17 protein-coding genes are annotated in these 20,838 nt (G+C 45.6%); 9 read left to right on the plus strand and 8 right to left on the minus strand.

The annotated features are described in order from the left end of the window. Positions 1-49: 49 nt before the first annotated feature. Positions 50-946: a LysR family transcriptional regulator gene (locus MSG34_RS12265; RefSeq protein WP_048609233.1), complete on the minus strand. Its 897-nt coding sequence runs from the start codon at positions 944-946 to the stop codon at positions 50-52. A 156-nt stretch (positions 947-1,102) separates the two neighbouring features. Between MSG34_RS12265 and MSG34_RS12270 the strand changes: the two genes are divergently transcribed. Continuing rightward, complete coding sequence (locus MSG34_RS12270; RefSeq protein WP_248337614.1) at positions 1,103-2,140, plus strand: alkene reductase; 1,038 nt, start codon at positions 1,103-1,105, stop codon at positions 2,138-2,140. Between the two features lie 133 nt (positions 2,141-2,273). Here the strand turns inward: MSG34_RS12270 and MSG34_RS12275 are convergent, their stop codons facing one another. From MSG34_RS12275 to MSG34_RS12290, 4 genes are all read right to left on the minus strand, one after another. Then, positions 2,274-3,620 carry an ATP-binding protein gene (locus tag MSG34_RS12275; RefSeq protein WP_017060376.1) on the minus strand — a complete coding sequence of 449 codons (1,347 nt, stop codon included), beginning with the start codon at positions 3,618-3,620 and terminating at the stop codon, positions 2,274-2,276. 104 nt (positions 3,621-3,724) lie between these two features. Beyond that, positions 3,725-4,384: a response regulator transcription factor gene (locus MSG34_RS12280; RefSeq protein WP_017060377.1), complete on the minus strand. Its 660-nt coding sequence runs from the start codon at positions 4,382-4,384 to the stop codon at positions 3,725-3,727. A gap of 61 nt (positions 4,385-4,445) precedes the next feature. Further along, entirely contained in the window at positions 4,446-4,844 is a 399-nt protein-coding gene (locus tag MSG34_RS12285) for a membrane protein (RefSeq protein WP_017066076.1), read from the minus strand. A gap of 180 nt (positions 4,845-5,024) precedes the next feature. Further along, entirely contained in the window at positions 5,025-6,767 is a 1,743-nt protein-coding gene (locus MSG34_RS12290) for a DEAD/DEAH box helicase (protein WP_059019294.1), read from the minus strand. A 97-nt stretch (positions 6,768-6,864) separates the two neighbouring features. On the opposite strand from MSG34_RS12290, the gene rsuA reads away from it, so the two are divergent. The 3 genes from rsuA (at position 6,865) to MSG34_RS12305 (ending at position 9,620) form a co-directional block, all read left to right on the plus strand. Then, positions 6,865-7,560 carry a 16S rRNA pseudouridine(516) synthase RsuA gene (gene rsuA, locus MSG34_RS12295; RefSeq protein ID WP_017060380.1) on the plus strand — a complete coding sequence of 232 codons (696 nt, stop codon included), beginning with the start codon at positions 6,865-6,867 and terminating at the stop codon, positions 7,558-7,560. Positions 7,561-7,743: 183 nt separating this feature from the next. Beyond that, positions 7,744-8,961, plus strand: a complete 1,218-nt coding sequence (locus MSG34_RS12300; RefSeq protein WP_248337616.1) for a Bcr/CflA family multidrug efflux MFS transporter — start codon at positions 7,744-7,746, stop codon at positions 8,959-8,961. Continuing rightward, positions 8,961-9,620, plus strand: a complete 660-nt coding sequence (locus tag MSG34_RS12305) for a DUF2913 family protein (protein ID WP_248337618.1) — start codon at positions 8,961-8,963, stop codon at positions 9,618-9,620. The genes MSG34_RS12300 and MSG34_RS12305 overlap by 1 nt, the downstream gene beginning before the upstream one ends. Before the next feature lie 320 nt (positions 9,621-9,940). Here the strand turns inward: MSG34_RS12305 and MSG34_RS12310 are convergent, their stop codons facing one another. After that, complete coding sequence (locus tag MSG34_RS12310) at positions 9,941-11,371, minus strand: DUF2867 domain-containing protein (RefSeq protein ID WP_248337620.1); 1,431 nt, start codon at positions 11,369-11,371, stop codon at positions 9,941-9,943. A gap of 98 nt (positions 11,372-11,469) precedes the next feature. Here MSG34_RS12310 and MSG34_RS12315 point away from each other — a divergent pair, with 98 nt between their 5' ends. The 5 genes from MSG34_RS12315 (at position 11,470) to nhaA (ending at position 18,648) form a co-directional block, all read left to right on the plus strand. Beyond that, entirely contained in the window at positions 11,470-12,843 is a 1,374-nt protein-coding gene (locus tag MSG34_RS12315; protein WP_059019298.1) for an MATE family efflux transporter, read from the plus strand. Between the two features lie 122 nt (positions 12,844-12,965). Further along, a complete protein-coding gene (locus MSG34_RS12320; protein WP_017060385.1) occupies positions 12,966-13,637 on the plus strand; it encodes an ABC transporter ATP-binding protein in 672 nt (223 codons plus the stop codon). Beyond that, positions 13,618-16,071: an ABC transporter permease gene (locus MSG34_RS12325; RefSeq protein WP_059019300.1), complete on the plus strand. Its 2,454-nt coding sequence runs from the start codon at positions 13,618-13,620 to the stop codon at positions 16,069-16,071. Before MSG34_RS12320 ends, MSG34_RS12325 begins: the two co-directional genes overlap by 20 nt. After that, positions 16,061-17,209, plus strand: coding sequence for a lipocalin-like domain-containing protein (locus tag MSG34_RS12330; protein ID WP_081228722.1), 1,149 nt, complete (start codon positions 16,061-16,063; stop codon positions 17,207-17,209). The genes MSG34_RS12325 and MSG34_RS12330 overlap by 11 nt, the downstream gene beginning before the upstream one ends. 275 nt (positions 17,210-17,484) lie before the next feature. Continuing rightward, complete coding sequence (nhaA, locus tag MSG34_RS12335) at positions 17,485-18,648, plus strand: Na+/H+ antiporter NhaA (protein WP_248337622.1); 1,164 nt, start codon at positions 17,485-17,487, stop codon at positions 18,646-18,648. A 220-nt stretch (positions 18,649-18,868) separates the two neighbouring features. Here nhaA and MSG34_RS12340 read toward each other — a convergent pair whose 3' ends face one another. Together MSG34_RS12340 and MSG34_RS12345 are read right to left on the minus strand one after the other, a co-directional pair. Beyond that, positions 18,869-19,480: an OmpA family protein gene (locus MSG34_RS12340; RefSeq protein ID WP_052878165.1), complete on the minus strand. Its 612-nt coding sequence runs from the start codon at positions 19,478-19,480 to the stop codon at positions 18,869-18,871. Then, positions 19,480-20,787, minus strand: a complete 1,308-nt coding sequence (locus tag MSG34_RS12345; RefSeq protein WP_248337624.1) for a TolC family outer membrane protein — start codon at positions 20,785-20,787, stop codon at positions 19,480-19,482. The genes MSG34_RS12340 and MSG34_RS12345 overlap by 1 nt, the downstream gene beginning before the upstream one ends. Positions 20,788-20,838: the final 51 nt, after the last annotated feature.

The following is a 20,838-nucleotide window of genomic DNA, read 5'->3' on the forward strand; positions in this document are numbered from 1 at the left end:
AAGTTAATTTGTCTGCTTTTGATATCTCTGCTTTTAGCATGCATGGCTCTCAGGTAATGCTCTTTTTAGAGAGCGCTGCTTTTAAAAAATCGACAAAACAACGAACTTTCAAAGGTGTGTATCTGTTTCGTGGATAAATGGCATTAAAGGGCAGGCTTTGGCTAGAGTAGTTATCTAGAACAATTTTTAGTCGGTTAGACGAGAGCTCGTTATTTACCATCCAAAGAGGCAGTTGAACTAGGCCTGCACCTACCAAAGCAACTTCAAGCAACGTATCTCCATTATCACATTGAAAATTGCCAGATACAGTTGTCGACATCGTTTTCTCTTTGCTGGTGAAATGCCAGAGGTTAGGTGATTTCAACCTAGAATAAACTAGACAGTTGTGATTTTTTAAGTCCTCGGGTTGCTTTGGTTCTCCGTGCTTGGCTAAGTAGCTTGGGGACGCTAACGTTAACATTGGATCGTCGAAAAGGTGTCTTGCAACAAGAGATGAGTCTTCCAACTCTTTTGCTCGGATAGCAACATCAACGCCCTCACTGATCAAATCGATATGCTTATCATTGAGGAGCAAATTGATTTTTATATTTGGATACAGTTCAAAGAATTGGGTAATTAACGGCGCAATGATAAGTCGACCAAATGCAATCGGCGCAGCAACACTCACCACTCCTTGAGGGGAGGATACCTCCAAGCGAGCTTTTGCTTCCGCCTCATCAAGCTCACTCAAAATGGCAACGCATGTCTCATAGTATTGTGCCCCTGCAGAAGTCAGTGAGTGATCTCTACTACTTCGAGTTAATAGTTTCACACCAACCTTCTTTTCCAGTGCCGCCACCTTTTTACTAATGGTGGTTTGAGTCGTGTTCATCTCTTTCCCTGTAGCAGAGAAACTGCCTGTTTCAACAACTCTGACAAAGGCTCGCATTGCACCTAATTGATCCATCTTAAATATTCCAAAAACGCATACTTGGTAGTTAATTTAGCATACTTCTAGTCGCTTTTGTTTGTGGTTAAGATTCTCTCCAGCAAACGAAAGTAGTAACAAGACTGAGTTTGAATTAATTGAAAATGACGAAATTAGGGTATGAAGAGAGGCAACATGAAAGAAGATATTTTGTTTGAAAACATTGAATTAGGTAATGGGCTGAATCTTGATAACCGTATTGTTATGCCTCCAATGAGTCGCTCAAAAGCGAGTGATGATTTGATACCGACGGACGCTATGGCTGATTATTACGCTCGTAGAGCCGATACCGGGTTAATTATCGTTGAAGGCACGATCGTCTCGCCAATGGCGCAAGGTTACCCAAATAGTCCCGGTTTATATAATGAGGAACAGATTGAAGGCTGGAAAAAGGTAACGGACAAAGTTCATCAGAATGGAGGCAAGATCTTTGCTCAACTTTGGCATTGTGGTCGTGTCTCGCATCCTTTTTACCTTGAAGGGAAGTTGCCGCTAGCACCTTCGGCTGTTCCTTTACAGGGGAAAGTGCCACGAGGCAAAGATTTGGAGTATGGCATGCCGAGTGAAATGAGCGAAGAGGTCATTTTTTCTGTAATAGGAGAGTTTAAACAAGCCGCGGCTAACGCTCGTAAGGCTGGGTTTGACGGTGTTGAGATTCATGGTGCGAACGGTTATTTGATCGATCAATTTCTTCACTGGGAGACAAACCAACGAACTGACGCATGGGGCGGAACTCCTGAGAAAATGAGTCAATTTCTATTCAGGATTATTGAGGCTGTAAAACAAGAAGTTGAACACGTAGGCGTTCGTTTATCTCCGGTCGGGTATCTGCATTTAGAGGAAAACGAAGAAGATAAGGTGATTTCAGATTATTACTTGAAGCAGCTCAATCAGTACGAGCTCACCTATGTTCATAACGGCTCGATTGATGACAAGCCTTATCAGCATATTGATGGTTCGGTTACTCAATATATCCGAAGCTTGTATCAAGGGACCGTTATCGCGAGTGGCGGATATAGCGCAGAGAGTGCGCGTGAAATGCTATCCAGAGGAGATGCTGATTTAGTGGCTATCGGTCGTCCATTGATTGCAAACCCAGACTATATAGAAAGAGTGAAGACTCAACAGGAAATAAAACCGTACAGTAATGAGATGTTAGCTGAGTTGGTGTAAATGTGATAAGTGGGGTTATCAGTATGAGCCATAGTGGATATTTCGAATTCGGTTAAACCAGAATAAAGTTAAGCCCTAGCGTTGTGCTAGGGCTTATCGTGTTTACTTGGTTTATTTAGCGCGTTTAGCTTACTTAACCTTTACTTACTTTAAGCACCAAAGAAGCTTTTAAGCCGCCCATTGAGCTCTTGCTGAGCGTTAGGCTGCCTCGGTAGCTGTGTGCCATTTCATTCACGATATTAAGCCCTAAGCCTGTTCCTGGTGTGGTTTCATCAAGTCGAACGCCACGTTTGGTCACTTGCTCAAGCTTCTCTTCAGGAATGCCTTGGCCATCATCTTCAATCACCAACTCTATGTTGCCATCGTCGAGTTCATTTGCATGGACGCGAATAATGCTGCCAGCCCACTTGTAACTGTTCTCGAGTAGGTTGCCGACCATTTCATCAAGATCGGTTTTTTCTACCGCCACTTCAATCTCAGAGTCTAGCTCGTTAATTATGGTGACTTCGTTGGCTGCGTAGACTTTATCAAACGCCATTGAGATAGCTTCAACACGCTCACAAGGTGAAGACTTCACCGAAAGAATGTTCATTGCACCTGCCATACGAGCGCGGCCAAGGTGATAATCAATTTGGCTTTGAATCTGATGAATGGGCTGTTGCAGCAGTGCTTTGTCATCCTCTGGAAGTCGCTCTATCTCATTTTTTAGAACTGAAAGCGGTGTTTTCAACGCATGAGATAAGTTACCCGCGTGGTTACGAGCTCGCTCTAATAGCTCTTGATAGTGGAAGAGCAGGGCATTGAGATCCGAGACTAATGGAGAAACCTCTTTCGGGTAGTTATCGCTTAACCCTTGTTGCTCGCCGTTTCTTAGCATTACCAGTTCGCGTTGCATCTTGCTGAGCGGTAATAACGACCAACTGACTTGAATACCGATCAACATCAGCACGCCAACAAACAGCAGCATTAGGATCAACCAGACTTGGCCAGTTAGTTCGGTAAGTGTGGATTCTAGCGGATCTTCGTCAATACCAATGGTGATCGTGACAGGGTCGCTCAGTTCAGGCAGGTAGATATCTTGCTCGATGTAAATCAGCTTTTCTTTCTCAGGTCCTTTGACTGATGTGTGAATTGGCGAACGCTTGATGGTGAGGTCTTTATCCCATAGCGAGCGCGATCGAATGATCTGCTCTTGGGTAGCGGCGCGCCAATAAATACCACTGTAGGGCTGGTTGAACCTAGGATCAGACAGACGCTCTGCCATGATCAGGTTACCACTGTCATTGGTTTCGATATTGGCGGTTAACTCATCCATGGTTAAACCAAGCTGCTGCTTCATGTCGTCGACGAGGTAGTCGTTAACCAGCTTTGGGATCCCGACACCAGCCGCTAATATCATCGCACCTAGCCAAAAAGCCGCAGCAAGGAGCAAGCGGCTTTTTAGACTGATGTTTTTAAGTGTTCGTTTCTTTAGATTCATGCACTTCCAGCCTGCCTTTGCTCATCGTGACTTATCGTGTTGCGATGATCAGAACAGGCTGTCCACTTAATTGATGGTTGCTCTTGGCGTGATTGACGACTGAGCTATTCAGCATTCAGTTGATAGCCAAGGCCACGAACGGTTTTGATGATCTTTGGTGCGATTTTTTTGCGAATACGACCAATGAACACCTCAACCGTGTTTGAGTCGCGGTCGAAGTCTTGTTTATAGATGTGTTCAACCAGCTCTGTACGCGAGATAACCTTGTTTTGGTTATGCATGAAGTACGCAACGACTTTATATTCTAGCGCGGTTAGACTAACCGCTTGGCCTTGCCACAACACTTTAGAACTGCGTGTGTCTAGGCTTAGATCACCGATTTGAAGTATCGGAGCAGCACTGCCTGACGCTCGGCGCAGTTGAGCACGGATACGGGCAATCAGCTCGACCATTTCAAATGGCTTAGTTAGATAGTCATCTGCACCGGCGTTCAAGCCCTCAACACGTTGAGTTAGTGTGTCACGAGCACTTAAGATAATCACTGGCGTGTTGATGTTTTCGTCTCGAATGCCTTTTAATACCGTTAGGCCGTCAAGCTTAGGTAAACCTAAATCGAGGACAATTGCGTCCCATTCTTCTGACGTTGCACGGTAGAGTGCGTCGATACCATCTTGAGAAAGCTCTGGAACCCAGTCGGCCCCCTCAAGTGTTTCAATAATTTGTTGGCCCAAACGAGGCTCATCTTCAACGACTAAAATTTTCATAATTGTTCTTCTTAATTCTTGTAATGACTGTTCGTCGTGCTTAGCTCTTCGTCGTACGTAACTAGTCGCCGTGTTTAATTGCGTCTTTAAAGTTGCGGCCTTTAATCATAAGCATTTCTAACGTCTCAGCGTTGTATTCGACTTTGATGATGTTGTTTTGGTAATTGATTTTTAGTTCATACACCCAAATGTCGTCATCTTCTTCTAGTTCGACTTTAATGATTCTGCCATGAAGATCGTTTTCAACCGCTGCATACATTTCTGAGAAAGGGCGAATGTAGCCTTCTCGCACGGCTTCGTAGACTTCGTCTTGGTCTTCTTCAAATTCGATGCTGGTTCCTGCTTTATGAACGTCCTGCACTAATTCATGACCATTATGATGTGAGTCAGCCCATGCGCCAGCAGAAACAAATAAGCCTAAGCTTATAGAAAACAAAGAAATCATAGCTTTACTAAACATAGCGAATCCTAGAGAAGGTTGATAGCGTTCAGTATAAAAAAGTAATTCTGAACAGAAAGTGAACCTGATTAATAATGAGAATTTGATACCGAAAAACTTAACGCTTAAATGGCGCAGGCTTTAATACATAAGATTAATTGCCGAGTGTTAAGAACGTAAGACTTACCTTTATTCTTAACCTTAACGCTGCTGTAGTTCGTCTTCGAATATCTTGTCTCTCATTTTCCAAAAGCGTCCGACCTTACGTGCAATCACGAATTGAGGTGGGCGGAATCTATGTTGGTGAGCAACCACTTTCGTTGGTGAGGCTTCTTCAAAAGGGCGATGTCTGTCTGCAAGGTGAGGGCGAACAAACTGGTCTTTGAAGTTTTGCTTCTGCTTTTTGGTGGTTAATGACCAAAACTCATGCACTTGCGCTTGGTTTTCCCCGCGATAGGTGACCTTAAGTTGTGATTTACCTTTCTCGTCCTTAAGCACGTTGAGGTCCATTTCTAAACATTCAAATACCAAGGCATCTTTTAGATTCAGCGCTTCTTTGAGCTTTTTGTCTGGGTCGACTAAGGTTGCATCGCATTCATGACAAATGCGCGCGGCAATGTCGTTGTCCGCACCACATTCACCGCAATATTTCGCTCGGAAACGATAGTTGCAGTGTTCGCGTTCGCCCGTGTCTTCATCGGTAAAGTAGCCTTGGCATTTACGACCAAAGTGCTCAAGTAAGAAGCCATTGCTGTCTAGTTTGCCCCAAAAGTTATTGTTGAAGCCGCACGCCGGGCAGGGGATGGTGATGATTTCACTGTCTGAATCGGGTTTAGGGTCGCCGACCTCAGGTTGATAAAGGTCGTAACTGTTGCCCGCATAGTCGAGCACCAAACACTCTTTTTTACCCGGAGATAGGCGTAAGCCACGGCCAACGATTTGTTGATACAAACTGATGGATTCTGTCGGGCGTAAAATCGCGATTAAATCGACGTGTGGCGCATCAAAACCTGTGGTTAATACCGATACGTTAACCAAGAACTTGATTTTACGTTCTTTGAAGTCGCTGATAATTTGGTCACGTTCGAGAGTTGGTGTATCGCCAATCACAATTGAAGCTTCACCTTCTGGCAATAAGCCGAGGATCTCTTGCGCGTGTCGAACGGTCGCAGCGAATACCATGATGCCGAGTTTGTCTTGGGCTAGGTGAATGATTTGGTCGACAATCTGTGGGGTCGCGCGTTTCGATTGCTCGATCACCATGTCGAGTTCTGCTTCTTTGTAGCGACCAGTGTTCGCGGGCTTTAACTGCGAAAAGTCATAGCTCAACACGGGTGCATCGATCATACGTGCAGGAGTTAAGAAGCCTTCGTCGAGCAGGTAACGAATCGGCAGTTCAAAAATACAGTCGCGGAAGAAGCGTGGCTCATCTGAACGTACTTGACCGCGAGTGTGGTATTGATAAATCCAACCCATCCCAAGACGATATGGGGTCGCTGTTAATCCAAGCACCTTGATGCCCGAATTATTCTCGCGTAAGTGAGTGATGACTTTCTGATAACTACTGGTCTTTTCATCGGGAACACGGTGGCATTCGTCGATTACCAATAGCGAAAATTGGTTAGAGAATGAATCGAGATTTCGCACCACTGATTGCACCGAAGCGAACACGACTTGTTGGTCGGTCTCTTTGCGTCCTAAACCCGCAGAGAAAATTGAGCCTTTCAGCCCATAACCTTCATACTTTTCATGGTTCTGTTCAACCAACTCTTTTACGTGAGCAAGTACCAACACTCGACCTTTCGCAAGCCTTGCCAACTCTGCAATCACAAGGCTTTTCCCTGCCCCCGTCGGAAGCACGAGAACAGCCGGAGTTTGGTGTTTTCTGAAGTAATGAATCACTGATTTTACGGAATCAGCTTGGTACGGGCGGAGTGTATACATATCGCGTCTTGTAGGGTAGAAAACAAATAGTGTGAAATAGCTCAACTAATTGAGCAAAGGTGACTATAATACCCGACTTAGATTAGTTGAGGTATTCATGCGTTTAGATAAATTTCTGTGCGATGCATTAGGCGTCACTCGAAGAGAAGCAACACACTTATTAAAATCCAAGGCAGTGACAGTAAATGATGTCATTCAAAAAAGCGGTTCACTCAAGGTAACTGAAGAGTGCGTTGTGGAATGGCAAGGCAATGAACTGAATGTTCACGGCCCACGTTACATCATGCTTTATAAGCCAGAAGGCTTTGTTTGTTCGCATGAAGATGGCGCAAATCGTATCGCGTTTGAATTACTTGATGAAATCAAAATGGACAAGCTGCACTTTGCTGGTCGTCTAGATATTGATACAACAGGTCTTGTATTGATTACCGACGATGGTAAGTGGTCTCACCGTATCACTTCGCCAAAGCACAAGTGCGAGAAGACGTACCGTGTGTGGTTGGTTGAACCTGTTGAAGACGATTACGTTGAAAAATTCAAAGAGGGCATCCAGCTTAAGAGCGAAGATGGCCTAACACTTCCTGCACACCTAGAAGTTCGTGCAGAGCGTGAAGTGCTGCTAACGATTCACGAAGGCAAATACCACCAAGTTAAACGTATGTTTGCTGCTCTTGGTAACAAGGTAGAAGCACTACACCGTGAACGTATTGGCGAAATTGAGATGGACGAATCTTTAGAGTTAGGTGAATACCGTTACCTAACGCAAGAAGAAGTCGATTCAATCTGGAAGTAGTCCTTAGCTAGAAGTTGCTCTTAACAAGAAACAACTTTTGATGGAAATAGCCCTTTCGTTGTAAAGCCGACCATGGATAGCGTCGGCTGATGATGTTGACTGGTACTAGGAAAGTCTCAGCCAATCTTTGACTCGCGTACTCACGCTAGTCCCTAGCTCTATCAGTTGAACATTCGGAGAACCATGCAAACATCGACCTCACAGAGCCCAAGCTCCCAACCAGAAACACCTCAATTAGGCTTAGTGCTGTTTTTGATTCTAGGTGCGATTGGTGCACTTACTCCGCTAGCCATTGATATGTATCTGCCAGCGATGCCGACCATTGCTAAAGATCTTGGTGTGACGGCGGGTGAGGTACAAATCACGCTAACAGCCTATACCGCAGGTTTCGCGCTGGGGCAGTTGCTGCATGGCCCGTTGGCGGATAGCTATGGTCGTAAGCCTGTACTGCTTATTGGTGTGTTCTTGTTTGCTATCGCTTCTATGGTGAGTGCGACAACACACGGTATTGAAGCGCTGACTTACATCCGTACCGCTCAAGGTTTTGCTGGTGCTGCGGCGGCCGTTATCATCCAAGCGGTGGTAAGAGACATGTTCGATCGTGAAGATTTCGCAAGAACCATGTCTTTCGTTACTTTGGTGATGACAGTTGCGCCATTGGTTGCTCCGATGATTGGCGGTTACTTAGCGTTGTGGTTCGGCTGGCGTTCAATTTTCTGGGTACTGGCTATCTTTGCGGTGATCGTGATTCTAGCGGTATCGATGAAGATCCCAGAAACGCTACCTGCAGAAAACCGACAACCATTGCGCGTTAAAACAACGATTCGTAACTACGCTCGCCTGTGTAAGAACCCAACGGCGATGGGCCTGATTTTCTCTGGTGCATTCTCATTCTCAGGGATGTTTGCGTTCTTAACGGCAGGTTCATTCGTTTACATCGATATCTATGGCGTTCGCCCTGATCTGTTTGGCTACCTGTTCGGCTTGAATATTGTTGCTATGATCTTGATGACGAGCATCAACGGTCGAATCGTTAAGAAAGTGGGCTCTCACGCTATGCTTAGAGTCGGCTTAACCATTCAACTGTTTGCGGGCTTAGGTCTGTTAGTTGGTTGGATGTTAGATATCGGTTTGTGGGGTATTGTGCCATTCGTGATGCTGTTTATCGGCACACTGTCTACCATTGGTAGTAACTCAATGGCACTGCTTTTAAGCGGATACCCGAATATGGCCGGCACAGCTTCTTCGCTTGCGGGCACGTTAAGATTTGGTACTGGTTCTGTGGTGGGGGCAATTGTTGCCATGCTACCAAGTGACACTGCAGGGCCAATGGCTATGATGATGGCAGCATGTGCAATACTGTCAGCATTACTATATTGGACATTAGGAAAGAAGGCATAATGTCAAAATACTATATTGAAATTCAGAAGTTAGTGAACGATGCGCTGGGCGAGCTATATGCTCTGCATAAGTCTGGCAAAGCGATCGACGCGCCTATCGCGAACAACCTTTATCTTGTTCGTTGGGTAACAAAAGCGATTAAATCTCAAGCTTATGATCGCGTGATTGTGCCTGACTTAGTTCGCTGGCAGAAACAGGGTCGCTCAAAAGGCAATAACTCTGATTTAACTTTTACCTTTAAACGCATTTCTGCGTTTTACGGACGTTTTTTCCCTGAAGGCGAAGAGCCTAAAGTGCTAAAAGACAGTGATGTTGAAGCGTTCATGGACAAAATGTATGAGATGGGTTGGAGCGTATCGAGTGAAGATGAGCTAACGACTGGTGGCAAGATTCAATTCTTCACCGATGGCGAGCATTCTTTTGCTTTGTGTGGCAAACAGTGTGACGAGTCTTTCGACGGCGAGTTGATGGTTAAGCCGATGAACTGGTTTGTTCGTGGCAACCACGCTGAGTTCATCCAAGCGGCGATGGAAGCGGGCTTCATGCTTCACAAAGTAACGGACTATAAGTCTGCGGTGAAGTATCACGGTGAATACATCGTTTACCCTGCTAACCAAGGCAACCAACTGGCTGAGATCCCAATTAGCGTTATCGGCTAATAGCGGATTCGAGATACGAAGAGCGGAATTATCCGCTCTTTTTTGCCTCTCATAGCGCGTGTCGCTAATTTGCTTTTAGTCTTTTCGCATCCCGTTACCCGAACCTCGAATTTGCTTTTAATCTTTTCTCATCTCGATACTCGAATCCCACATCTGCTTTTAATCTTTTCGCATCTCGTTACCTGAATCTCGCATTTGCTTTTAACCTTTTCGCATCTCGTTACCTGAATCTCGAATTTGCTTTTAATCTTTTCGCATCCCGTTACCCGAATCCGCTTTTAATCTTTTCGCATCTCGACACTCGAATCTCGTATCTGCTTTTAATCCTGTTCTTTAGCTTGCTTCTCAATCGCCTTTACCATGCCTTTAAAAATAAACAGGTGGGCAGGCATCATCGCAAACCAATACAGTAATCCTAGAAAGCCCTTTGGATGCCACCAAGCCGAGATGTTTAGCTCGCGAGAATCACCGTGGTCAGAGACGGTAATCTCGAGTCGCCCTAAACCGGGGCCTTTCATACCGAAAAGCAGAGATAAAAACTGGTTTTCTTCACAACGAATGACTTTCCACGAATCGATTTTGTCACCGACTTTTAGATTGGGTCCTTCTGGCATTTGTCGAACTGGTACACCGCCACCGAAAAGAACATCCAACCATTCGCGTGTGCGCCATAAAGCGTTGGCGAAGAAGTAACCTTGCTTCGGGCTTCCGATTTGTTGAGCCACGTGCCAGAGCGATTCTAATGACGCGCTTGAAGTGATACTTGCGCCTGTTTTCTTCGGGTAATAACCGTATCCCGCTTGCCAGCGTTTGAATGCGGTTTTATCAAAGCCCCACACATTGCTTTTGACAAAGTTTCCTTCAGCGTGAATGGCTTGTTCAACCATGCTCTCAAACGAGACGAGCTTCTGAGGGTACTTTTCTCTGATGGTGGTCGAACTGGCGATGAAGTCGTGCTTTAAGCCTGCAAGCAGTGCTCTGCCTATGTTGGACGGTACAGAAGTCACCACGCCTAACCAATATGAAGCAATCTTTGGTGTCAGTAGCGATGTCGCCCACAGCCTGAGTGGACGATCGGCGGTTTTGGCAATATGAGCAAATTGGTTTCGGTAAGAGACAATATCCGGCCCGCCAACCTCAAAGGTTTGGCTATCGCTAGGCGTGTCTTGTGCGAGTTTTAGTAAATAGTGGTTCAGGTTCTGCAAAGCAATCGGGTTGGCTTTAGAGTCAACCCATTTTGGCGCAATCATAATCGGCAAGTTGTACACGAAATCTCGCATGATCTCGAATGCTGCAGAGCCGGGTCCTATGATGACGCCTGCTTGAAGCTCGGTAACTGGAACGGGTCCTTTACGAAGCAGTTCGCCGGTTTTCTTTCTCGCTTGAAGATGCTCTGAATCGCCTGTCTGAGGCTGTAAAGAGCTCAGGTAGATGACGTGTTGATTCTTTGGGCCAAGAGCCGAAACAAAGTTACGGGCTAAGTTCAGCTCATAATCGATAAAGTCGTGGCCTTCTGCCATGCCATGGACGAGAAAGAAGATAAGATCAAAGTCGGGGACTAAGGCTTGTGTCGCAGCTTGATCGGCCAGATCAAGATACTCAAGCGATAAGTTTTCGTGAGGTTCGGTCCGTGCCTTTAAATAGTCGATATGCCTTGCTGCTGCCGTGACTTGATAGCCTTGCTCAAGCAGGAGAGGGAGGAGTTGCGAACCAACATATCCAGAAGCGCCTAAAACCAGTACTTTCTTCATTGTTACTCCATTTATATCTGTGGTTAAAAACCGAACATTGATATAATAGCGCGATATTTATCTTTATTCATCAATACGTTCCGTTTAGGTATCTCTCTATGTTGCTCTCTTCAATTATTCATCACACACGAGGTGATTTTGTTCGCAGGCTTATTGCGATTGCACTGCCCATCACCTTGCAGAGCATTATGTTTTCAAGCCGAGGCTTGGTGGATGTATTGATGTTGGGCCAACTTGGCGAAGCAGACATCGCAGCTGTGGGTGTGGCGAGCCGAGCGATGTTCGTGACGACCATTATGCTGGTGGGTGTTACCACGGGCGGTGCTCTTCTTACTGCTCAATATTGGGGCGCGGGTAACAGACAAGGTGTGAGAGAAAGTACTGCGCTGACGTGGCTGGTTTCGACACTGTTTGCATTACTGACCATTGCGTTTTTCGTTTCATTTCCTGCACAAATCATGGGCGTGACGACTGACTCTCAAGAGGTCATCAACTTAGGCGTTGAATACATCGTAATTACCTCATTTAGCATGCTAGCGGTATCGTGTGTCAGCAGTATGGCTGTAGGTTTGAGAGCGATGCACAAACCCGGGCTAAGCACCTTCTTCAGCGGTATCGGCATCCTGTCTAATGTGTTCTTAAACTGGGTACTGATCTTCGGTAACTTAGGCTTTCCTGCGCTTGGAATCAAAGGTGCGGCGATTGCGACGGTACTGAGTGGCGCGATTGAAGTCGCGACTTTGTTTGGTTATCTCTATTTCTCTAAGCATTTGTTAGCTTTTAAGTTCTGCGATATTAAAGCGGCAGCTTCGATCGATAAGGTGATTCGCTTCTTGAAGCTGTCTCTGCCGACCACGTTTAACTTCTTAGCATGGGCGGGGGGGTTGTTTGCTTACCACGCGATCATGGGACAATCGGGCGTTCAAGGTCTGGCTGCGCTGTCAGTAATGACGCCGGTTGAGTCTATCTCATTGAGTTTATTGATTGGTCTATCGAATGCGGCAGCGGTTCTAGTGGGTAACCAGCTTGGCGCGAAAAATAATGAAGCGGTTTACTATCAAGCACTTGGCTTAACAATTCTGTGTTTCTTAACCAGTATCGTTGTAGCCGTTTTTCTCTACTTCGTTCAAACGCCAATACTTAATGCCTTCAGCGCATTGACGGAAGAAACCAGAGCCCTCTCAGAGAAATTCATTCTGATCCTCAGTGTGGGTATTGTCATTCGCTCGGTGCCATTGACTGTGATCGTTGGGGTGTTGAGAGCGGGTGGTGATGTGAAGTTTTGCCTCTATCAAGATTTGATTGCTCAGTGGGTGATCGGTATCCCATTGGCAGCCATTGCGGCTATTTATTTAAAGTTTCCACCGGAATGGGTATATCTGCTTTTTCTAACGGAAGAAGTCCTCAAGTGGGGCGGGTCGCTCTATCGCATGAAAACAAGAAAATGGATTAAAAACTTGATAGGAAGTTGAAGTAGGGCGCACCAATCGCATCACTTTATCGTTGGCGTGTGATCTATCTTTCAAAATACTTCCTCCTAACAGGGAATTAGTGTAGATTCTCCTTCCAAATTCTAACTAATGCGAGCTGTTTAATGTTAAAGCTGTCAGACCTATGTAAAGGCTATGTCGATGGGGGGGAGTTTCACCCTGTTTTGCAAGGTGCTGAATTAACATTAAACCAAGGTGACCAGTTGGCATTAATGGGAGAAAGCGGTTCAGGTAAAAGTACGTTACTGAATCTTATCGCGGGTTTAGACCTAGCGGATTCAGGCGAAATCGCTTTCCCTCACTTCAATATGCACGACTCAACCGAGCGTGACCGCACCGCTTATCGCAGAAACAACATTGGCCATATTTTTCAGCAGTTCAACTTACTGCCAACGCTAAATATTGCCGATAACATCCGCTTTTGCCGCCAGTTAAAAGGCTTACCTGAAGACAAAGGCCTCTGGAGACAGATTCTCTCTGCTTTAGATCTTATGCCTCTGCTTGGCCGTTACCCTGAAGAAGCGTCTGGTGGCCAACAACAACGTGCGGCCATTGCGCGCGCGCTGTATATGGAACCAAAAATCTTGCTGGCCGACGAGCCGACCGGAAGTTTAGATGAGCGCAATGCAGAAGCGGTAATGCGTTTACTGACCTCTTTGGCTCGTCAATTAGAATGTACGTTGCTGTTGGTAACACACAGTGAAAAAGTAGCTCTGCATATGGATGGCAGGATCCGTCTACAAGGAGGGCAACTGCATGTTATGGCCCGTAGTTAAGGCACTACTCGGTCACTATCGACGTTACCCACTGCAGATTATTTTGGTATGGCTTGGTTTAACCCTCGGCGTATCACTTTTGGTTGGTGTTACTGCTATCAACCAACACGCCAAGCAAAGCTATGCACATGGCGAAAAACTCTTTTCGAATCCTCTTCCTTACCGTATTCGACCAAAACACAACGCCAATAAAATCCCGCAAGGCTTTTATATCCAGCTTCGCCGCGAAGGCTTTCAACAGTGTTCTCCTCTTGATCACCATCGTATCACTGATGAAAATGGCGCAAACTTCATGGTTGTCGGTATAGATCCTGTTTCTATGCTTCAGCTACAACCTGGTATAGCGTTAAAAGATCTCACCGCTTTGAACCTCATGAAGCCACCATACCCAATCCTTGTCAGTGATGATCTTGCTGAACACATGGAATGGCACAACGGTGATTACATCTCTCTGATGGATGGTTCTGAACTTGGTCCTGTGGTTGTTGATCAAAATAATATGATTAATGGTACAAGGTTGATTGCGGATATCTCCTTGCTCCGAATGCTTAAACGCAGTGCTGGGCTTTCAGTAATTGCTTGTTCAGACATGCCCACCGAGAAGTTTGAACGTCTTAAAAATATGTTACCTAATGGTTTGACTATCTCTCGTAGCTCTAAGGCAGAGCTTGAGTCGCTAACCAGTGCGTTCCATTTAAATCTAAAAGCGATGGGTATGCTGTCGTTTGTGGTTGGCTTATTCATTTTCTATCAGGCGATGTCGTTGTCATTTATTCAGCGCCAGCCGTTAGTCGGGATCTTAAGACAAACAGGTGTATCGGGCTGGCAATTGGCTAAAGCGCTTTGCTTAGAATTGTTGATATTGGTGGTACTGAGCTGGATCTGCGGTAATGTATTCGGGGTCATGTTAGCCAACCAATTATTACCAGCGGTGTCTTCAAGCTTGGGCGACTTATACGATGCCAACGTTGGCTTAACGATCGACTGGAATTGGCGATGGAGCGGCTACAGCTTATTGATGGCGTTACTTGGTGCGTTCTTAGCGTGTGCTTGGCCATTGGTGCGCTTGCTTAGGTCACAACCGATTCGTTTGACCTCTCGCTTATCTTTGATGCGCTTTGCGGGTACTGAGTTTACTTGGCAAGCATTGATTGGCTGTGGCTTCTTAGTTGCCGCTGTCGCCGTGTACCAAGCCCCTCAGACTCAAGAAACGGGTTTTGCGATTATTGCGCTAATGCTGATCAGTGTGGCGCTATTTACCCCGTTTTTGATGTGGAAGTTATTTAATAGCCTCTCTTATTCGTTGCGCTGGGTTCGTGCTCGTTGGTTCTTTGCTGATGCAGCTTCCAGTATGAGTTACCGTGGCGTAGCGACGATGGCCTTTATGTTGGCCTTAACAGCCAATATTGGTGTAGAAACCATGGTTGGTAGCTTTAGAGATACCACCGATAAATGGCTAACGCAGCGCTTGGCAGCCGATCTTTATATCTACCCAACCAACAATGCCGCTGCTCGTATGAGTAATTGGCTATCTGACCAACCTGAAGTGGATTCGGTTTGGTGGCGTTGGGAGAAAGATGTTGCGTCTCCAGTTGGTAGCATTCAGGTGGTCAGTACAGGCCCTTCTGAAGGCGAACTAGAAGCGCTGACAATTAAATTAGGTATTCCGAATTACTGGTATCACTTACATCACTCTAAAGGTGTGTTGATCAGTGAATCGATGTCTCTCAAGCTGGGGATTCGCCCTGGCGATTACATCGACCTCTATGACAGTCTCGGCTCTGGTTGGCAGGTTGTCGGTGTTTATTACGATTATGGTAACCCTTACCATCAAGTCATGATGTCGCATCGAAACTGGCTGTATGGGTTTGCAGGGCGGGGTAATGTCGGACTTGGCGTAATACTCAAAGACGATGTGAATTCATTAGGGCTTCGCAGTCGATTGGAAAGCGTATTTAGACTTGGTTCTGAGCGTGTTTTCGATAACAACAATATTCACAGTCAAGCAATGCGGGTGTTCGATAGGACGTTCGCGATTGCAGATACACTAGGGAACATCACCTTGGTTATCGCCGTCTTCGGTATCTTCTTCGCGACGGTTGCGGGAGAAGTGTCTCGCCAAAGGCATATTTCCTTGCAGCGCTGTTTGGGTGTCTCGGCGAAAGAGCTGATCCTGACAGGTAGTTTGCAGTTGTTTGTGTTTGGGCTTATTTCCTCCTTAATTGCGATTCCGCTCGGATTGGCGTTAGCGAGCCTAATTGTTGATATCGTGATAAAGCAGTCTTTTGGGTGGTCACTCGAGTTACAAGTGATTCCTTGGGACTATTTGCAGACATTTGCATGGGCCATGGCAGCATTGATGCTAGCTGGTGCTTTACCAGTGATGAGAATGATTCGGAACACTCCGATGAAGTCACTGAGGGATGCGCTTTAGTATGTTTTTACGGAATACTTCAACTAAGTTAAGACAACGAATCTTGTCTTCTCTGCTATTAATCAGTTTCTTCGGCATCTTTTTAAGTGTTTGGGGTTATTACTCCTATTTCATCGATCCTGGTGAAAAGGGCGTGAATGAAGTTAACTCAATATTGGTCAATGAACACTTCAATGTGTTCGAACCTGTTTTGCCAGACCGTAATGTTTCGCTACCACAAGATTTTAAGTTCCACCCAGAGTTTCAGCACGAGTGGTGGCATTACTTTGCATCTTTGAAAGGTGATGATGGTAAAGACTATTCGGTCCAGTGGAGCTTTTTCCGTATCGCAACGGACGAACGTGAAACACCAGGGTGGCAAAGCCCTCAAGTCTATATCTCAAATGTAGTGGTCTCTTCTAAGTCCAAAGTATGGAAAGAACAGCGCATGGCTCGTGGCGGCATTGGCCAAGCGGGAATGACTAATCGTCCATTCAGGCTTTGGATTGATAACTGGAACTGGCGTGCACTCGGCAACACCCCATTCCCAGGACGCCTTCAAGTGCAAACAGACACGTTTGGACTTGAACTCGACACCATTGCAAAAGGGCCCTATGTGCTCAACGGCGATAACGGTTATCAGAAAAAGCACGACTTATTACCTGTCGCGTCTTATAACTTCAGCGCTCCATTTTTATCGTTGAGTGGTGTGTTGAACCTAGACGGCGTTACCAAGGAAGTGGAAGGCACAGCGTGGGTACATAAAGAGTGGGGCAGTGGCTTACTTGGAGTGGGCCAACAAGGTTGGGATTGGTTTGTATTTAACCTCGATGACGGCACTGCGCTGAGCATTAACCGTTATCGTCATAACCAACAGTTGCCTTACGTATTCGGGACATTAGCAACACGCTCAGGCAAAGTTTACCAATTAACGGAATCCGAAATTTCCATTCAACCATTGCAAAATACAACGTTGATGAATGGAAGACGGATGCCTTTACAGTGGATCATCAACGTCCCTAAGCATGATATCAACCTCACGACGCGTATTATACGCAGGGATATGTGGCTTCCATTTGTCATACCATATTGGGAAGGGCCAATAAGGGCGAGCGGGAGTCATGAAGCGACAGGCTTTATGCAGTTAACTGGCTACTAAAAAACACCTAAGGCTATCATTTGATAGCCTTTTTTTATGCCTGCGACTTTTAGCCGCCCCCAATGAATTGTGCATACAGGTTCGATGATCTCATCTATACTTAATTCATGGTGCATAACAACATTATGGAATATACGACGTATTGTTTAGTATTTGTAGGAAAAACCGAAGTTAAACATCCGAAGAAGTGATTATCTATCAATTAAACTTGGATATAAACTCGTGGTTATTCTTTGTTATTCGTTTATTTAAATAATAAATATAAGGGCGAAATCATGACCGACGTCATCCGTGACTTCTTTAAAATGGAATCTGCTGGCGGCATCATACTAGTCATCGCTGCGGCGATCGCAATGTTTGTAGCAAACTCACCACTGAACGAAATTTACCAAGGTGTACTTCACAGTTACGTTCTTGGTATGTCTGTGTCTCACTGGATTAACGATGGCTTAATGGCTGTCTTCTTCCTTCTAATCGGCTTAGAAGTTAAGCGCGAACTTTTAGAAGGCGCATTAAAGTCTAAAGAGACAGCAATCTTCCCAGCTATCGCAGCTGTGGGTGGTATGCTAGCTCCTGCACTTATTTACGTGCTATTTAACTCAAGTAACCCTGAAGCGCTTCAAGGTTGGGCTATCCCAGCAGCGACTGATATCGCATTCGCATTGGGTATCATGGCTCTTCTTGGTAACCGTGTACCGGTAAGCTTGAAGGTATTCCTGCTAGCACTGGCAATTATCGATGACCTAGGTGTTGTTGTTATCATTGCTCTGTTCTACTCAGGCGACCTATCAACACTTGCACTTACAGTTGGCTTCATCGCGACTGGTGTGTTGTTCATGCTAAACAACAAGCATGTGACTAAGCTGAGTGTTTATCTCATTGTTGGTGCAATTCTGTGGTTCGCAGTATTGAAGTCTGGTGTTCACGCAACATTGGCAGGTGTAGTAATTGGTTTTGCTATCCCACTGAAAGGTAATAAAGGGGAGCGTTCTCCGCTGAAACACTTAGAGCATGCTCTGCACCCATACGTCGCTTTTGCAATTTTGCCAATCTTCGCATTTGCAAACGCAGGTATCTCACTAGAAGGCATCTCAATTTCAAACCTTACAGGTATGCTACCGCTTGGTATTGCTATGGGTCTATTGGTTGGTAAGCCACTGGGTATATTCCTATTCAGCTGGGGTGCTGTGAAAACCGGCGTAGCTAAGCTTCCTGAAGGTGTGAACTTCATGAACATCTTCGCGGTATCTGTGTTGTGTGGTATTGGCTTTACGATGTCTATTTTTATCTCGTCACTGGCATTTGGTCCAACGAACGCAGATTTTGATACGCTTGCTCGATTAGGTATCCTGATGGGCTCAACGACTGCAGCTATCTTAGGTTACTTCCTGCTAAGTATTTCTCTACCGAAAACTAAGCATCAAGAAGTAAAACTATAATCGGTAGTCGGCTCGCTTAATAGGGAGCCTACTCACTGAGTAACAAGTCAACTTCTGAGTAGCAAGAAGGGTCACAGAGTCTCCCTCGACTCATGTGACGACAAAGAACAAAAAAGCCGTGATGGGCAACCCTATCACGGCTTTATTGATCTTATAACTAAGCTGCTGTTGTTCGACACTCGCTCTATGTCACATCTAGATCCACAGTGACAATGTCACGCTATTTTTCAAGCGTGGTAAATATGGTCCATTCCTCGACGATTTGTTCACTTAACCCTACCACAGTCGCTGTTACCTTACGGTTCAATGCATGTGAAGTAGGGTCGTCGCCATCGCTTTCTAGGCGCTCTTCACCATAGCCGATAATTCGCACTCGCTCTGGTTCGATACCATTCGATAGTAACTCGTCTTGAACATTGTTTGCTCGTTTCTTTGATAGGTCTAAGTTGTACTCGTTAGAACCCACTTTACTCGCATAGCCTTGTATTTCAATCGAGGCACTTTTGTAGGTTTCAAGAAACTCTGCCATCGTGCTGATCTGGTCTGAGAAGATCGGGTTCACTTCAAATGAATCATGAGCAAAGAGTATTTTTAGCTGTCTGACTTCTTCCGCACGAATCGTTTCTCCACAACCATCATTGTCGACTTGTGATGTCTCAGGCGTACCTGGACAGATATCACGAGCGTTCACCACACCATCTCTATCATCGTCTTGCAGGTCTGCAATCTGTTCTGCTTCAGGTGTCTCGATATAAGCCTCTTCCTGCTGGTTTGAACAGGCAAATAAAGTCATCGTTAACACGGGAAGTAATAAGTAAGGTATTTTCATCATTAATACTCCACGGGCGTAGTCCACTCTTCTGGAATGTCGACCAGTAGAGCGTTCAATAAAGAACCTGTAGCGTTCATCACACGGTACTTAGCGTACTGCTCTGAATAGTGGGCATCTAGGTAATCTTTACGGGCTTCAAATAGTTCGTTCTCAGTGTTGAGTAAGTCAAGCAGAGTACGTTTGCCTATTCGGTATTGTTTTTCATATGCGATAACAGTTTCCGAAGCTGAGTCAACATGGTCGGATAGAAAGTTCTTTTGTTGTAACGTTAGATCCAATGCACTCCATGAGAGGCGAAGACCTTCTTCCACTTGTCGATAAGCGCGATCTCTCAGATCTTTTGCTTTGTTCAATTGGTATGCCGCAGCTTCTGAATTAGCACTGTCTGTTCCGCCGTTGTACAAGTTATATCGCATGCGTAGCATCGCGAGGGTCTCTTGACTTGAGCCTTCATCGCCACCTGCATCATCACGCCACGACTGAGAAGCCTCGATGGAGAAGGTAGGGTAGTTCACGCCCTTTGATTGTTTGTATTGGAAGTGGGCTGAATCGACATCTGCGTTTGCGACTTTGATCACTGGGTGTTGGTCTAATGCATCAACAATGGCGTCAGTTAACGACAAAGGAATTTTAGAAATATCGGCTCTTGGGTAAATTAAGCCTAGGGGTTCTTGACCCACCACTCGTCTAAACTGGGTGTGGGTATCGATCAAATTATTCTGTGCGGCCAACAAATTACCATGAGCCTTCGCAATCCTAGCTTCTACCTGCGATACATCAGCTGTCGAACCTATGCCTGAATTCGCTCGTTTCTTTATGTCTTTATAGATTTTCTTGTGTATTGAAAGATTACTTTCTGACAGTGCCAGCACTTCAGTGGCTTTCACTGCATCTAGATAGATTTGTGTTACCTCCAGCGCTTTGTCTTCGGCATCCGCGATCAATTGCAAACGTACCGACTCGGCTTCTGCGGCGGTACGATCAATGTCGTTCAGCGTCGCGGAACCATCCCACAGCAATTGAGTGAGGGAAATCGTCGCTTCCTTTCTTGTTAGATCGGTATCGGGACCGTTGTTTGGTGCAGGGTTTATACCTTCGTAACCAATACCGGCGTCAAGGTCGATACTTGGCTTGTATGCTCCTCCTGAGGCATCGTTACGTTTTCGCACGCTCACATATTCGTTGAAGATGCTTTTTATCTCTGGATTCGTTGCCAAGGTAATAGCAACAGACTGTTCCAGAGTCTGAGCGGCGAGTGGTGTTGCAGCAACTAAGCAGCATAAGATGGATAATTTAAACAATTTCAAAGTAGCTCTCCTTCTACTTTCAATGTCTCATCCGTTTCCCAACCTACGTTT

Source organism: Vibrio sp. 1CM2L (genome assembly GCF_023161695.1).
Lineage (GTDB): Bacteria > Pseudomonadota > Gammaproteobacteria > Enterobacterales > Vibrionaceae > Vibrio > Vibrio coralliirubri.